Here is a 14,731-nt window from a genome sequence, read left to right on the forward strand (position 1 = left end):
AACGTTTCACACCGCACATTAAAGAACGGCGGAGGGGCCCAGGGGAGCCCCTCCGCCGTTCTCTGTCGTCTTACGCCTTGGCCAGCGTGCCGAGGTACAGCTCGATGACCTTGGGGTCGTTGGCGAGCTGCCGCCCGGTGCCGGTGTAGGCGTTGCGGCCCTGGTCGAGGACGTAGCCGCGGTGGCAGATCTGCAGGCAGCGCCGCGCGTTCTGCTCCACCATGATCACCGTCACGCCCGCCTTGTTGATCTGCTGGGCCTGGATGAACACCAGGTCCTGCAGCTTGGGCGACAGGCCGGCCGACGGCTCGTCGAGCAGGAGCACGGACGGCTCGGTCATGAGGGCCCTGGCCATCGCGACCATCTGCCGCTCACCGCCGGACAGGGAGCCGGCGCGCTGCTTGCGCCGCTCCTTGAGGGCGGGGAAGAGCTCGGTCACGAACTCGAAGCGCTCCTTGAACTTCCCCGGCACCTGGAAGGCGCCCATCTCGAGGTTCTCCTCGATGGTGAGGCTGGGGAAGACGTTGTTGGTCTGCGGCACGTAGCCGACGCCGCGGGCGACCAGCGAGTGCGCCTTCATGTTCGTGATGTCCTCACCCTTGAGCAGCACGGTGCCGCTGCGGATGGTGACCAGCCCGAACATGGCCTTGAGCAGCGTCGACTTGCCGGCGCCGTTGGGGCCGATGATGCCGATCAGCTCGCCCTCTTTGACGTAGAGGTCGGAGCCGTTGAGGATGTTGACGCCCGGCAGGTAGCCGGCGATCAGCTCGTCGCACCTCAGCACGGCGTCCTCGGCGCCCGCCAGGTGGTCGCTGCGGTCGGTGACGGCCGCCTTCGACTGGGCCGGCTCAGGGACGGTCACTTCTGCGTCTCCTCTTCGATCTCGGCCTCCAGCGCCGCCTCGGCCTCGTGGAGCTGGGCCGCGAGCTCGGTCTCCGAGAGCGGCGCGTCGTGGTGGGCGCCCAGGTAGGCGTCGATCACGCGCTCGTCGGACATGATCGTCGAGGGCGGGCCCTCGGCGATGACCGCGCCCTGCGCCATGACGATCACCCAGTCGCTGATGTCGCGGACCATGTCCATGTCGTGCTCCACGAACAGCACCGTCATGCCCTGCTCGCGCAGGTCCTTGACGTGGCCGAGCAGCGACTGCGTCAGCGCCGGGTTGACCCCGGCCATGGGCTCGTCGAGCATGACCAGCTCGGGCTGGACCATGAGCGCGCGGGCCATCTCCAGCAGCTTGCGCTGACCGCCCGACAGGGATCCGGCGAAGTCGTCGCGCTTGGCGGCGAGCTTGAACCGCTCCAGCAGCTCCTCGGCCCGCACCGTGATCTCGTCCTCCTGGCCGCGCCACAGGCTCGGCACGAGCGCGCGGAAGAAGCTCTCGCCCTTCTGCTGCTGGGCACCCAGGCGCATGTTCTCCATGACCGTCAGCCGGGACAGCGCCTTGGTGAGCTGGAACGTGCGCACCATGCCGGCGCGGGCCACCTTGTGCGCGGGCACGCCGTTCATGGTCTTGCCGTTGAACGTCCACGAGCCGGAGTCGGCCGTGTCGAACCCGGTGAGCTGGTTGAAGAACGTGGTCTTGCCGGCGCCGTTGGGGCCGATCAGCGCGGTGATGGAGCCGCGCTGGATCTCGACGTGGCCGACCTCGACCGCGGTGAGGCCGCCGAAGCGGCGCACCACGTTGTCCACCACGAGGATGGGGTCGGGCTTGGGCACGCCGGGATCGCGCGCCAGGTCCTTGAACGCCGCCAGGGCGGCCGCCTTGCGCTCGGTGGTAGTAGTTTCAGCGTGCATCGATTGCTATCTCCCTCTTGTCACCGAAGACGCCCTGTGGCCGGAAGACGAGCAACAGGATGAGGCCGAGACCCACGATGATGTAGCGGAAAGCGCCCACCTGGTTGGTGTCCATGAACGTGATGTACCCGGCGCCGACCGCCTCGGTGAGCACGCCGTAGATGAAGACCAGCAGCACCCAGAAGATCATCGAGCCGACGACCGGGCCGAGCACCCGGGCCGCGCCGCCGAGGATGACCATGGTGTAGACGTAGAAGGTCGTCTCGGTGCCGAAGACGTCCGGCTGCACGGAGGCGAAGGCCAGGCCGTAGATGAAGCCGCCGAGCGAGCCGATGACGCCGCCCAGGATGAGCGACTGCATCTTGTACGAGAAGACGCTCTTGCCGAGGCTGCGCACGGCGTCCTCGTCCTCGCGGATGGCCTTGAGCACGCGGCCCCACGGGCTCTTCATGAGCAGGTAGACGATGCCGCAGCAGATGGCGATCAGCGCCCAGCCGACGACCAGCACCCACAGGACCCGGTTGTTGAAGAAGATCGGCACCGGGCCGAGGTTGAAGCCGTAGTCCCCCTCGGGGAACGGGTTGAGGGCGTAGAAGCCGTCGGAGAAGCCGCGCTGCCCGTCGGAGCCGCCGAAGACCGACTTGAAGGCCACCGAGCGGAAGACGAGCCTGATGATCTCGGCTGCCGCGATGGTGACGATGGCCAGGTAGTCGGCGCGCAGCTGCAGCGTCGGGATGCCCATGAGGATCGCCAGCAGCACGGCGGCGGCCAGGCCGACGATGATGCCGATCCAGAACGGCAGGCCCATCACGGTGACGGTGACCGCCAGGCCGTAGCCGGCCACGCCCATGAACGCGGCCTGGCCGAAGTTGAGCAGGCCGGTGTAGCCGAAGTGGATGTTGATGCCGATGGCCGCGAGGGCGTACAGCACCGTGTCCACGCCGATGGCGGACTTGAGGGTGGTGCTGATGATCGTGATCCAGTCCATTGTGATCCTCCCCCGATCAGCCGATCCGCTCGCGGCGGCCCAGGATGCCCTGCGGCCGGACGAGGAGCACGATGATGAGTACGGCCAGCGCGCCTACGCTCTTGAGCTCCGGCGGCACCCACAGGGTGGAGACCTGGATGAACAGGCCCACCACCAGCGAGCCGACCAGGGCGCCGAACGCGGTGCCGAGCCCGCCGAGCGTCACACCGGCGAAGATGAGCAGCAGGATGTCCTGGCCCATCGTGTATTTGAGGCTCTGCGACAGGCCGAGCATGATGCCCGCGAGCGCGGCGATGGCGCCGCCCGCGGTCCAGATGATCCGGATGACCCGGTCGACGTTGATGCCGGACGAGGCCGCGAGCGCGGGGTTGTCGGCCACGGCGCGGGCCGCCTTGCCGGTGCGGGTGCGCATCAGGGCCAGACCGACGATGATCAGGACCGCGAGCTCGATGCCCATGGCGACGAAGTTCTTGGGGGCGGCCGTGATGGGGCCGACCTGGATGCCGGGCTGGGCGGTGTACTGGGCGAAGGCCTCGTTCTGGCCGCCGAAGAAGATCAGGAACACGTACCGCAGGAAGAGCGCCACGCCGATCGAGATGATCATCATGGCGATGGTGCCGGTGCCGCGCCTGCGCAGCTGGCCCCAGAACAGGCGGTCCTGGAGGTAGCCGAGGAGGCCGCCGACCACGACCGCGATGATGGCGGCGGGGATGATATGGAGCCCGAAGCCCACGTTGAACGCATAGGCGAGGATCGCGCCGAGCGTGACCAGCTCGCCGTGGGCGAAGTTGGTCAGGCCGGTCGTGCCGTAGATGAGCGACAGACCGAGCGCGGCCAGGGCGATGATCAGGCCGAGGTTGAGGCCCTCGAAGGTCAGCTGCGCGGCCGTCGTCCAGAACGAGCTCTCGCCGCCGCCCTCCTCCTGCTGCTGCTGCCCAGGGGCGCCCTTGGCCTCGAGGGCGAACAGGACCGTCGAGCAGTTGTCCTCGAAGACGGTCGGCGTGCGGACATTGTTGCCGCCACGCACCTGCGCGTTCTGCGGAAGGCTGCTGACATCCAGGGTGACCTTGTACTTACCGGCCTTGTCGACCTGAACGTCCCAAGTGCCTTGTGCGTTGCTCGTGACCTCCTTAACGGGTTGTCCGCTCTCGGTGGTCACGGCGATTTTGGCGCCGTTCACTGGCTGGCCTTGGAGTTTGAGTGTTCCCCTCAGTCCCTGGCAGTCGGCCGGCCCCGCGTGAGCGGGGCTGGCCAGCAGGAAGACGAGTCCACCCAGGAAGGCCGTGAACGCGATCACGGCTCTGCGCAATGGTGCTCCCTCAAGTAGGTCAAGGCGGGGTTGTGCCCCTCCATCTCGACACGCGCGCATCGCAGGCACAACTGGGATGCTGTGGCGGGAGCTTATTCTGGTGTCGCCCGGTTCAGTATCGTTCGTCACCAATTAGTGACATGTGTGTGTCGCTGATGTGAGCAAACAACAAGCCAGGTCAGGGGCTAAATGGCCGGAGACGCCTGGCGGCTTGGTGAACGAATCCATAACGATCGCCGCAAAACGTGGACGAGCCCGCGCGGGTGGCCTTTGGGACCGTGTAGGGCTTCCCCGGCCGCACACGTTTTCTACTGGGCCGCCCCGCGGGGCTCGCGTTCGGACCACCGTATCGAGCCACGGGCGCGGCGCGCAAAGGGACAGGAGTTTCACCTGTCGCGCAACATGCACGTGAGACGAGAGGTGCAGACGAGCTTCCCCTGCTCGTCGGTGATCTCGATGCCGTACGTCGCCAGCGTCCGGCCGCCGTGCAGCCTGGTCGCCACGCCCGTGACGTGCCCGGCGGTCGCCGAGCGGTGGTGGGTGGCGTTGATCTCGATGCCCACGGCGATGCGCTCGGGGCCCGCGTGGATGGCGGCCGCCACCGAGCCCAGCGTCTCGGCCAGCACCGCCGAGGCCCCGCCGTGCAGCAGGCCGTAGGGCTGGGTGTTGCCCGCGACCGGCATGCGGCCCACGACCCGCTCGGGGCCGGCCTCGAGGAACTCGATGCCCATGCGGTCGGCCAGCGTGCCCTCGTGCACGGCGCCGAGCACCGAGAAGTCCAGGGGGTTGGTCTGCGTCAAAGGGACGTCTCCACTCTTTCGAGCTCAGGTTTTCTGTCGCAGACGCAGACTAGGCTGCGGGTGTGCCGAAGAGTGAAGTGACCCCCAGCCGCCCGCGCCTGTTGCTGCTTGACGGGCATTCCCTGGCCTACCGCGCTTTCTACGCGCTCAAGGACGCCAACCTGATGACCACCGATGGTCAGCACACCGAGGCGGTCTACGGGTTCACCTCGATGCTGACCAATGTCCTGCGCGACGAGCAGCCGACCCACGTGGCGGTCGCCTTCGACAGGTCGGAGCCGACGTTCCGCCACGAGGCCTACTCCGACTACAAGGCCAACCGGAGCGAGACGCCGGAGGACTTCCGCGGTCAGATGCAGCTCATCTACGAGCTGCTCGACATCCTGCGCATCCCGCGCCTGTCCAAGGCGGGCTTCGAGGCCGACGACCTCATCGCCACGCTCGCCACCCGCGCCGACGGCGAGGGCATGGACGTCCTGATCGTCACGGGCGACCGCGACGCGCTGCAGCTGGTCAACGAGCGCGTCACCGTCCTGATGACCCGGCGCGGCATCAGCGACATGACCAGGTTCACGCCCGACGCCGTGGTCGAGAAGTACGGCCTGACGCCGCAGCAGTATCCCGACTTCGCCGCCCTGCGCGGCGACCCCAGCGACAACCTGCTGAGCATCCCGAGCGTGGGCGAGAAGACCGCCGCCAAGTGGGTGCGCGAGTTCGGCTCGCTGACCGCGCTGGTCGACCGGGTCGACGAGGTCAAGGGCAAGGTCGGCGACAAGCTGCGCGAGCACGTCGCCCAGGTGCTGATGAACCGGCGCCTGACCGAGCTGCTGCGCGACGTCCCGCTCGACGTCGACCTCGGCGACCTCACGCAGGGCACGTGGGACCGCGAGGAGATCAACAAGCTGTTCGACTCCCTGCAGATCCGCGGCGAGCTGCGCGAGCGCGTCTTCAAGGTGCTCGGCAGCGGCGAGCAGGAGCCCGAGCAGGGCTTCGAGGTCGAGACCGTGCTGCTCGGCCCCGACCGGGTGGCCGGCTGGCTGTCGGCGATGCCCGCGGGCCGGGCCGGGCTGGCCTTCAAGGGCGCCTACGGCAGCGGCACCGGCCGCATCGACGGCATCGCCATCGCCTCGCCCGACGGCACCGCCGCCCACATCGACCCCGTCAAGCTCACCGAGGCCGACGAGGCGGCCCTGCGGGCCTGGCTGGGCGACGAGGGCAGGCCCAAGGCCGTCCACGACGCCAAGGGGCCCATCCTGGCGCTCTGGGCGCAGGGCCTGGACCTGCGCGGCCTGAGCTGCGACACCGCGCTGGCGGCCTATCTGGCGATGCCGGGGCAGCGCACCTTCGCGCTCGAGGACCTCGCCAGGCGCTACCTCCACCGCGACCTGCGGGCCGAGGAGGAGTCCACCGGGCAGGCCGCGCTGTTCGGCGACGACGAGGACGCCCCGGCCAAGGACCTCGCGCTGCGCGCCCACGCCGTGCGCGAGCTGGCCGACTCCCTGGAGACCTTCCTGGCCGGGCGCGGCGGCACCCAGCTCCTGGCCGACGTCGAGCTGCCCCTGCTGACCGTGCTGGCCGAGCTGGAGCGGGCGGGCATCGCCGTCGACGGCCAATACTTCGCGGGCCTGGAGGCCGAGTTCGGGGCCGCGGTCAAGCACGCCGTGGAGGAGGCCCACCGCTCCGTCGGCGAGCAGTTCAACCTGGGCTCGCCCAAGCAGCTGCAGGAGATCCTCTTCGTCCGGCTCAACCTCCCCAAGACGAAGAAGATCAAGACCGGCTACAGCACCGACGCCGACCAGCTCGCCTGGCTGGCCACGCAGACCGAGCACGAGCTGCCGACGATCATGCTGCGCCACCGCGACCAGCAGAAGCTGCGCACCACCGTCGAGGGCCTGATCAAGGAGATCTCCGACGACGGGCGCATCCACACCACCTTCAACCAGATCATCGCCGCCACCGGCCGCCTGTCCTCCGAGAAGCCCAACCTGCAGAACATCCCGATCCGCACCGCCGAGGGCCGCCGCATCCGGCAGGGCTTCGTGGTCGGCGAAGGCTACGAGACGCTGCTGACGGCCGACTACAGCCAGATCGAGCTGCGCATCATGGCCCACCTGTCGGGCGACGAGTCGCTGATCGCGGCGTTCGAGTCGGGCCACGACTTCCACCAGGCCACCGCCGCGCGCGTGTTCGACCTGCCGCCCGAGCAGATCGACGGCGAGCTGCGGGCCCGCATCAAGGCCATGAACTACGGCCTGGCCTACGGCCTGTCCGACTTCGGGCTGTCCGGCCAGCTCAACATCCCGGTCTCGGAGGCGCGGGCCCTGAAGGAGGAATACTTCACCGAGTTCGGCGGCGTGCGCGACTTCCTGCAGGCCATCGTCCAGCAGGCGCGCACCGACGGCTACACCGAGACGATCATGGGCCGCCGCCGCTACCTGCCCGACCTCACCAGCGACAACCGCCAGCGTCGCGAGATGGCCGAGCGGATGGCGCTCAACGCCCCCATCCAGGGCTCGGCCGCCGACATCATCAAGGTCGCCATGCTCAACGTCCACCAGGCCATCCGCGAGGAGAAGCTGGCCTCCAGGATGCTGCTGCAGGTCCACGACGAGCTGGTCTTCGAGGTCGCGCCAGGGGAGCTGGAGCAGCTCAGGCAGCTCGTGTGCGACCAGATGAACGCCGCCTACCACCTGCGCGTCCCGCTGGAGGTCTCCGTGGGCGTCGGGCGTACGTGGGAGGACGCCGGGCACTGACTGATCATCTCTTTCGACTAACCTGGAGGAAATTTCACCAGGCGGCCAGGAGCTCTGTGCGGATGTCAGCGTCCCTCACGCGGATCATCGGCATCGCCAACGTGGCGGTGGTGGCGGTGGCCCTCGTCGGCCTGAGCCTCTTACCGTCCGAGCAGCGCCCCCACGCCGAGCCGAAGGACGTGGCCAAGGTCCAGGGCAGCGTCACGCCGCCGAGCCAGACGCCGGTGGGCGAGCCGCCCGGGGTCGTGGCCACGCCCGAGTTCGCCCGGCAGGTGCACGCCAACGAGGCCGGGCTGGTGCCGGTCCTGATGTACCACCGGATCCTCCCCAAGCGCCTGGCCTCGATCGACAGGACGCCCGACCAGCTCAGGAAAGAGCTGGAGAAGCTGGCCAAGCAGGGCTACGTGCCGATCACCGCCAGAGACTTCGCCACCGGCGACATCAAGGTGCCGGCGGGGAAGTTCCCGGTCGTGCTGACGTTCGACGACGGGCACCCGAGCCACTTCGCGCTCGACGCGAACGGCAACCCCAAGGCCGGCACGGCCGTGGCCGTCCTCCAGGAGGTGGCCGGGAAATATCCGGGGTTCCGGCCGGTCGCCACCTTCTGGATCAACAGGGAGCCGTTCGGGCTGACCGACCGGGAGTCCCAGGAAACCGCCGTCAAGTGGCTGGTCGACCACGGGTACGAGGTGGCCAACCACACCTGGAACCACCCCAACCTGCGCGTGCTGCGCAAGAAGAAGGTCCGCGAGCAGATCGTCCGGATCGAACGCCTGCTCAAGAAGCTCGGCGTGCCGGAGTCGCGGACGATGGCCCTGCCGTTCGGGTCCATGCCCCGGTCGAAGAAGCTCGCCCGTACCGGGTCCTGGGACGGCACCCGGTATGATTTCGCGGGCGTGTTCCTCGCGGGCGCGGAGCCGTCGCTTTCGCCGTACGCGAAAAAATTCGACCGGGGAGCCATCCAGCGCATCCAGAGCAACGGCAAGAAGGGCGAGTGCCGCAAGTGGTGCTCGCAGTACTGGCTGGAATGGCTGGACAAGCACCCAGGCGAGCGCTATGTCTCCGACGGCGACCCGGCCCGCATCTCCATACCGGAGAAACTGCGAGGTAAAATCGACGCCAAGCGCGGACTGCAGGTCATCGCGTATTGATTGCTCCCCGGATTGACCTCGTTGCGATGGTCTCATATGCTGATCGCTGCGCTGTGGGCTCGCGCGCGCCTCAGACGGAGCGGGCTCGCGCTCGGTCACGTCGATGTCGTAATTCCTCGGCTTGATGCGGAAGAGGGCCTGCCGCGCATCCGCCACATCGACATCCTGTCCGCGTTCGGAGCAATTCCACACATGACGTCCAGCACTGAGGCCACCTCGAGCACCCCGCAGGTAGCGGTCAACGACATCGGGTCCGAGGAAGCCTTCCTCGCGGCGATCGACGAGACCATCAAGTACTTCAACGACGGCGACATCGTCGAGGGCACCGTCGTCAAGGTCGATCGAGACGAGGTTCTTCTCGATATCGGCTACAAGACCGAGGGTGTCATCCCCTCGCGTGAGCTTTCCATCAAGCACGATGTCGACCCTGCTGACGTCGTGGAAGTGGGAGAGCACGTCGAAGCCCTGGTCCTTCAGAAGGAGGACAAAGAGGGCCGCCTGATCCTGTCCAAGAAGCGCGCGCAGTACGAGCGCGCCTGGGGCACGATCGAGAAGATCAAGGACGAGGACGGCATCGTCACCGGCACCGTCATCGAGGTCGTCAAGGGTGGTCTCATCCTCGACATCGGCCTGCGGGGCTTCCTGCCGGCGTCCCTCGTGGAGATGCGCCGCGTCCGCGACCTGCAGCCGTACGTCGGCCGCGAGCTCGAAGCCAAGATCATCGAGCTCGACAAGAACCGCAACAACGTGGTTCTGTCGCGCCGCGCCTGGCTCGAGCAGACGCAGTCCGAGGTTCGCCAGACGTTCCTCAACACCCTCCAGAAGGGTCAGGTCCGCAAGGGCGTCGTCTCCTCGATCGTCAACTTCGGCGCCTTCGTCGACCTCGGTGGGGTCGACGGCCTGGTCCACGTGTCCGAGCTGTCCTGGAAGCACATCGACCACCCCTCCGAGGTTGTCGAGGTCGGCCAGGAGGTCACGGTCGAGGTCCTCGACGTCGACATGGAGCGCGAGCGCGTCTCCCTGTCGCTCAAGGCGACCCAGGAAGACCCGTGGCAGCAGTTCGCCCGCACCCACCAGATCGGCCAGGTCGTTCCGGGCCGCGTCACCAAGCTGGTGCCGTTCGGCGCGTTCGTCCGGGTCGAGGAGGGCATCGAGGGCCTGGTCCACATCTCCGAGCTGGCCGAGCGCCACGTGGAGATCCCGGAGCAGGTCGTCCAGGTCGGCGACGAGATCTTCGTCAAGATCATCGACATCGACCTCGACCGTCGCCGCATCAGCCTCTCGCTGAAGCAGGCCAACGAGGGCGTCGGGGCCGAGGTCGAGTTCGACCCGACCCTGTACGGCATGGCGGCCACGTACGACGACCAGGGCAACTACATCTACCCCGAGGGCTTCGACCCGGAGACCGGGGAGTGGCTCGAGGGCTTCGACAAGCAGCGCGAGGAGTGGGAGCGGCAGTACGCCGAGGCCCAGACGCGCTTCGAGGCTCACCGGAAGCAGATCGAGGAGGCCCGCAAGGCCGAGGCGGAGGCCGGCGAGGCCGCTCCCTCGTCCTACAGCGGTGAGACGCAGGCTCCGGCCGGCGGCTCCTCCTCCTCGTCGGCCCCGGCCAGCGGCGCGCTCGCCTCTGACGAGGCGCTCGCGGCTCTGCGCGAGAAGCTCGCGGGCGGCCAGAGCTGACCCTCGGGTCCAGCTGAGGCACAGCCTTAACTCCGGAAGGCCCCGTACCGTTCGCGGTGCGGGGCCTTCCGCATGCCTGCCCCTTCGAGCGTTGCGCGCCAGGGGTTCTCGGACGGCCGCCGATGCCCGCCTCTTGGCAGCGGGCGCTCCACGGCACCAGGACCTGCCGCTGCTGTGGACTCCGGTCTCCGTGTGCCCAACTGGCGCGCCCGCCTCCCTGGGTCCGATTCCATCAGTCCGATTCCGTGGGCCTGCCTCCGTGAGTCCGATTCCGTGGGTGCGATTCCGTAGGTCCGATTCCGTGGGGCCGCGGCGCTCCGCTGGCACCGTGCCACAGAGGCCCGCGCGGAGGCGTCGCAGCCGCGCCGTTGGTGTGCGGTGCCGAGGGCGGGCCCGTGGCGCGGGGCGGTCGTCGGCGGGCGCCATGGGGGTGCTGAGGGGGGCGGCGCTCCCCGGGAGAGCGCTGCCGGGCAGGCGCGGCGCTATGCGGGAGCGGCCCCGTGGGCGGGCGTTGTTGTGCGCAGGCGGCGGCGTGTGGGCGGTCCTGTGGGTGGGCGGCGGCGTGCGGGCGGTCCTGTGGGTGGGCGGTGGTGCTGGGCCAGGTCTCAGGCCGGCGGCGACCTGTGGGCGGCCCCGTGGGCGGGCGTTGCTGTGCGCGGGCGGTGGTGTGCGGGCGAACCCGTGGGTGGGCGGTGGTGTGCGGGTGGCCCCGTGGGTGGGCGTTGTTGTGTGCGGGCGGCCCCATGGGCGGGTGTTGCCGTGGGGTGTGGCGCTATGGGCGTATGGGGGGCGGCTTTTCGGATGAGCCAGTGAGGGGGCGCAGATTTTACTTTGGGTGTTGGCGAGCCCGCCGCTCGCGGCGATCGGCGCTGACAGACTGACCTGCGCTGTTGACACCACGATCGATTCCCAGGGGCGACGCATTGGGCATGGTTCAGCGGGTGATCATCCTTGCCGCAGTCGCGATGGCGGCCGCGGCCACCGCTTCGCCGGCGGTGAAGGGCGCGGCCGTTCCCCAGTGGCAGGACTGCGGCGACGGGTTGCAGTGCGCCAAGCTGTCCGTGCCCGTCGACTGGGCCAGGCCGCACGGCCCCCGTACCGAGATCGACCTGGCGAGGATGCCCGCGCAGGACCCGCAGCACAGCCGCGGCTACCTGGTGGTGAACACCGGTGCGGCCTCCACCGTCCAGGCCGTGCGCGCCCAGCCGGAAGGTGTGAGCGAGCTGACCCGGTGGTTCGACGTGGTGCTCGTCGAGCCGCGCGGGCTCGGCGACCGGGGGAGCGCGGCCGCCGTCCAATGCGTGGTGGCGCAGCCCGACCCGCTGCGCCTCGTCCTCGCCCAGGGACGGGCCGGGTGGCGCTCCTACGCCCGCGACAACGCCGCCTACGACAGGAGCTGCCGCGCCGCCGCCGGACCCGCCTACGACGGGCTCACGTCCTGGCAGGTCGCCCACGACCTCGACGCCCTGCGCGCCGAGCTGGGGGAGCCCCGGCTGCGGTACTTCGGCTCCTCCTACGGGGCCGTGTACGGGCAGGCGTACATGGAGCTGTTCCCGCACCGGGTCGGGCGGATGTACCTGGAAGGCGGGCCCGACCACACCGAGCCCGACCTGGCGCAGCGGCTGATCACGCAGGCCCGGGCGGCCGAGCGGCAGTTGTTCTCCTTCCGCGACTGGTGCCGCCGGCACCTGGGGTGCCCGCTCGCCGCCGCCGACGCCGTGAAGGTCTACGACGCGCTGACCCGCCGCACGCCCCTGCACGCGGGCCCCGGGCGTACGGTGAACGCCCGGCACCTGGCGGCGGCCGTCCACGCCGGGCTGGCCCCGGGGCACTGGCCGGAGCTGGCCCGGGCCATGTCCGAGGCCAGGGAGGGGGACGCGACCAGGCTGGCGGCGATGGCGTCCGAGGCCGGGGAGGATGACGCGACCACCAGGCTGGCGGCGATGGCCTCCGAGGCCAGGGAAGGCGACGCGGCCAAGCCTGCCGCCGCGGCCAAGCCTGCGGCCGCGGCGGCAGGCTTGGCCGCGGCGACCGAGGCGCTTGCCCTGAGCGCGTCGGTTGCCGTGAGCGCGTCGGGGCCGCCCGCGAGCGTGTCGGGGGCCATGCTGTGCCACGACTTCATGCCCGCCGTGCCCGCCTACCGGCGCTTCCTCGCGATGGAGACGCGCCTGCGCGAGGTGGCGCCGCGCGTGGGATGGGTGAGCGGCCGGTACGAGGTCGCCCGATGCCTGGGCATTCCGCGCAAGGGCGCCCCGAGCTGGCCCCCGCACGTGCCGGCCCCGCGTCACGGCCCCACGGTCCTGGTCGGGATCGGCCGGCTGGACACCGGCGCCCGGCCGGCGGGCAGCATCCCCGGGGCGGTCATGCTGTCGCACGGCGACGGGCGCGACGCGTACCTGCTCCAGGGGGTCAACAGGCTCCGCGCCGCCTGCCTGCGCACGCACGTGCACGACTACCTCGTCAACGGGACGCTGCCGCAGGAGGGCACCGGCTGCCCCGGCGAGCTCACGGCGAGCATGTATCGGTGAGGAGCGGACGATAGGGTGCTGCGCGTGCTGATCGAACGGGCGACCACGGCGGACGCGGGCGAGATCCTCACCGTGCAGCGGGCGGCCTACGTGAGCGAGGCCCAGCTGTACGGCGACCCGTACATCCCGCCGCTCATCGAGTCGCTGGAGCAGGTCCGCAAGGTCATCGAGGGCGCCGTCGTGCTCAAGGCGCTCGACGCCGGCCGCGTGATCGGGGCGGTGCGCGGGCAGGTGTCCGGCACGACGTGCCTGGTCGGCCGCCTGGTCGTGGCGCCAGACCACCAGGGCCGGGGCATCGGCACGGCGCTGCTGACGGCCCTGCACGAGGCGGTGCCGGAGGCGGAGGCGTTCGACCTGTTCACGGGGCACCTGTCAGAGGCCAACCTCAAGCTCTACCGCCGTCTGGGCTATCGGGAGACGAGCCGGGAGCGGATGGACGATCACCTGACGCTGATCCACCTGCGTATGCGGCCAGATCGATCCCTTCCTCAGCCGTGATCATGACGCGGCCCAGGTCGTCGTCCACCCAGTTCCATTCCCAGCGCCACTCCGAGCCCGCCGGGTGCTCGGCGTCGAGCCGGTCGAGCACGCCCTGGAGGGCGGCGGCGGGCACGATGACCTGGTGGCGGCCCCGCCACGGCACGTGTACGGGCGGGTCGAGCGGCGGTGTCCGCACCCCGTGCGCGCGCAGCGCCCCGGCCACCGCCGCCGGGTCCACCCCGAACAGGTGCAGCGGCGTCGGCCCCCGGTCCTCCTCGACGTCGTAGGCCAGGGCCAGGAGCCAGTGCTCCGGCTCCGCCTGCCGGTGGCCCGCGGCCAGCGCCAGGCCGGTCGCGATGCCGTACAGCTTGTAGAAGGCGGGGTTGGCGAAGCCGCCCGCCCCGTGCGCGGGCCTGGCGTGGTGCGGCAGGCACGCGAGCGCGTGCGCGCGGTCCAGCCCCGCCTCGGCCAGCACCCGCGCGGCCAGGGACTCGCCGGCCAGCAGGGCGAGCACGACGTGTTGCGGCCCCACCCAGTCGTCCCCGACGGCCGCGGCCTGCTCGTGCGCGGCCCGTACGATCGTCGTCTTCATGCTTACGATGATGACCCCGTAGGCTTTTTCCCGTGTTGAAGACTGGGCTCACAGGCGGTATCGGATCGGGCAAGAGCGAGGTGTCGAAGCGGCTCGCGGCCAAGGGCGCCGTCGTGATCGACGCCGACAGGATCGCCCGCGAGGTGGTGGAGCCCGGCACGCCGGGGCTGGCCAGGGTGGTGGCCGCGTTCGGGGAGGGCGTGCTGCGCCCCGACGGCTCGCTCGACAGGGAGAAGCTCGGCTCCGTCGTCTTCGCCGACCCCGAGCGGCTCGCCGCGCTCAACGCGATCGTCCACCCGCTGGTGGGGGAGCGGGTGGCGGAGCTGCAGAGCCGGGCGGCCGACGACGCGATCACCGTCTACGACGTGCCGCTGCTGGCGGAGAACCACCTGGCCCCCATGTACGACGTCGTCATCGTCGTCGACGCGGACGACGAGACCCGCATCCGGCGCCTGGCCGAGCACCGGGGCATGCCGGAGGCCGACGCCAAGGCCCGCATCGCCGCCCAGGCCTCCCGCGAGGACCGGCTGGCGGTGGCCGACATCGTGATCCCCAACGAGGGCTCGATGGCCGAGCTGGACGCCCGGGTGGACGAGGTCTGGGAGGAGCTCACGAGGCGCGCGGCCCGCGGCTGACCCGGGTTCAGAGGGGCG

At 69.9% G+C, this 14,731-nt stretch carries 12 protein-coding genes; 6 read left to right on the top strand and 6 right to left on the bottom strand.

From position 1 onward, the window contains the following. Positions 1-70: 70 nt before the first annotated feature. The 5 genes from H4W80_RS55005 to H4W80_RS55025 all read right to left on the bottom strand — a co-directional run bounded on the left by H4W80_RS55005 (position 71) and on the right by H4W80_RS55025 (position 4,825). The gene (locus H4W80_RS55005; protein WP_192792322.1) at positions 71-862 is read right to left on the bottom strand and encodes an ABC transporter ATP-binding protein; all 792 of its coding nucleotides are present in this window, start codon (positions 860-862) and stop codon (positions 71-73) included. Then, on the bottom strand, positions 859-1,797 hold the full coding sequence (locus H4W80_RS55010; RefSeq protein ID WP_225964208.1) for an ABC transporter ATP-binding protein: 939 nt from the start codon (positions 1,795-1,797) through the stop codon (positions 859-861). Before H4W80_RS55010 ends, H4W80_RS55005 begins: the two co-directional genes overlap by 4 nt. After that, entirely contained in the window at positions 1,787-2,785 is a 999-nt protein-coding gene (locus H4W80_RS55015; RefSeq protein WP_192792323.1) for a branched-chain amino acid ABC transporter permease, read from the bottom strand. Before H4W80_RS55015 ends, H4W80_RS55010 begins: the two co-directional genes overlap by 11 nt. Before the next feature lie 16 nt (positions 2,786-2,801). Continuing rightward, positions 2,802-4,094, bottom strand: a complete 1,293-nt coding sequence (locus tag H4W80_RS55020; RefSeq protein WP_225964209.1) for a branched-chain amino acid ABC transporter permease — start codon at positions 4,092-4,094, stop codon at positions 2,802-2,804. A gap of 386 nt (positions 4,095-4,480) precedes the next feature. Next, on the bottom strand, positions 4,481-4,825 hold the full coding sequence (locus H4W80_RS55025; RefSeq protein ID WP_192794325.1) for a PaaI family thioesterase: 345 nt from the start codon (positions 4,823-4,825) through the stop codon (positions 4,481-4,483). Between the two features lie 131 nt (positions 4,826-4,956). On the opposite strand from H4W80_RS55025, the gene polA reads away from it, so the two are divergent. The 5 genes from polA (at position 4,957) to H4W80_RS55050 (ending at position 13,504) form a co-directional block, all read left to right on the top strand. Beyond that, on the top strand, positions 4,957-7,647 hold the full coding sequence (gene polA / locus H4W80_RS55030) for a DNA polymerase I (RefSeq protein WP_192792324.1): 2,691 nt from the start codon (positions 4,957-4,959) through the stop codon (positions 7,645-7,647). Positions 7,648-7,709: 62 nt separating this feature from the next. Continuing rightward, complete coding sequence (locus tag H4W80_RS55035) at positions 7,710-8,798, top strand: polysaccharide deacetylase family protein (RefSeq protein WP_192792325.1); 1,089 nt, start codon at positions 7,710-7,712, stop codon at positions 8,796-8,798. A 192-nt stretch (positions 8,799-8,990) separates the two neighbouring features. Further along, positions 8,991-10,478, top strand: a complete 1,488-nt coding sequence (gene rpsA / locus H4W80_RS55040; protein ID WP_192792326.1) for a 30S ribosomal protein S1 — start codon at positions 8,991-8,993, stop codon at positions 10,476-10,478. Positions 10,479-11,419: 941 nt separating this feature from the next. Next, the gene (locus tag H4W80_RS55045; protein WP_192792327.1) at positions 11,420-13,006 is read left to right on the top strand and encodes an alpha/beta fold hydrolase; all 1,587 of its coding nucleotides are present in this window, start codon (positions 11,420-11,422) and stop codon (positions 13,004-13,006) included. 18 nt (positions 13,007-13,024) lie between these two features. Continuing rightward, positions 13,025-13,504, top strand: coding sequence for a GNAT family N-acetyltransferase (locus H4W80_RS55050; RefSeq protein WP_378525972.1), 480 nt, complete (start codon positions 13,025-13,027; stop codon positions 13,502-13,504). Here the strand turns inward: H4W80_RS55050 and H4W80_RS55055 are convergent. Then, on the bottom strand, positions 13,392-14,078 hold the full coding sequence (locus H4W80_RS55055; RefSeq protein ID WP_192792328.1) for a Clp protease N-terminal domain-containing protein: 687 nt from the start codon (positions 14,076-14,078) through the stop codon (positions 13,392-13,394). The genes H4W80_RS55050 and H4W80_RS55055 overlap by 113 nt on opposite strands. A 32-nt stretch (positions 14,079-14,110) precedes the next feature. Here H4W80_RS55055 and coaE point away from each other — a divergent pair, with 32 nt between their 5' ends. Continuing rightward, on the top strand, positions 14,111-14,713 hold the full coding sequence (gene coaE, locus H4W80_RS55060; protein ID WP_192792329.1) for a dephospho-CoA kinase: 603 nt from the start codon (positions 14,111-14,113) through the stop codon (positions 14,711-14,713). Positions 14,714-14,731: the final 18 nt, after the last annotated feature.

Origin of the sequence: Nonomuraea angiospora (assembly GCF_014873145.1) — a bacterium.
GTDB lineage: Bacteria > Actinomycetota > Actinomycetes > Streptosporangiales > Streptosporangiaceae > Nonomuraea > Nonomuraea angiospora.

Excerpts from the sequence above, each read along its gene's own strand:
- H4W80_RS55010 (WP_225964208.1), bottom strand. The coding sequence starts at position 1,797 with ATGCACGCTGAAACTACTACCACCGAGCGCAAGGCGGCCGCCCTGGCG.
- H4W80_RS55015 (WP_192792323.1), bottom strand. The coding sequence starts at position 2,785 with ATGGACTGGATCACGATCATCAGCACCACCCTCAAGTCCGCCATCGGC.
- H4W80_RS55025 (WP_192794325.1), bottom strand. The coding sequence starts at position 4,825 with ATGGGCATCGAGTTCCTCGAGGCCGGCCCCGAGCGGGTCGTGGGCCGC.
- H4W80_RS55035 (WP_192792325.1), top strand. The coding sequence starts at position 7,710 with ATGTCAGCGTCCCTCACGCGGATCATCGGCATCGCCAACGTGGCGGTG.
- rpsA (WP_192792326.1), top strand. The coding sequence starts at position 8,991 with ATGACGTCCAGCACTGAGGCCACCTCGAGCACCCCGCAGGTAGCGGTC.
- H4W80_RS55055 (WP_192792328.1), bottom strand. The coding sequence starts at position 14,078 with ATGAAGACGACGATCGTACGGGCCGCGCACGAGCAGGCCGCGGCCGTC.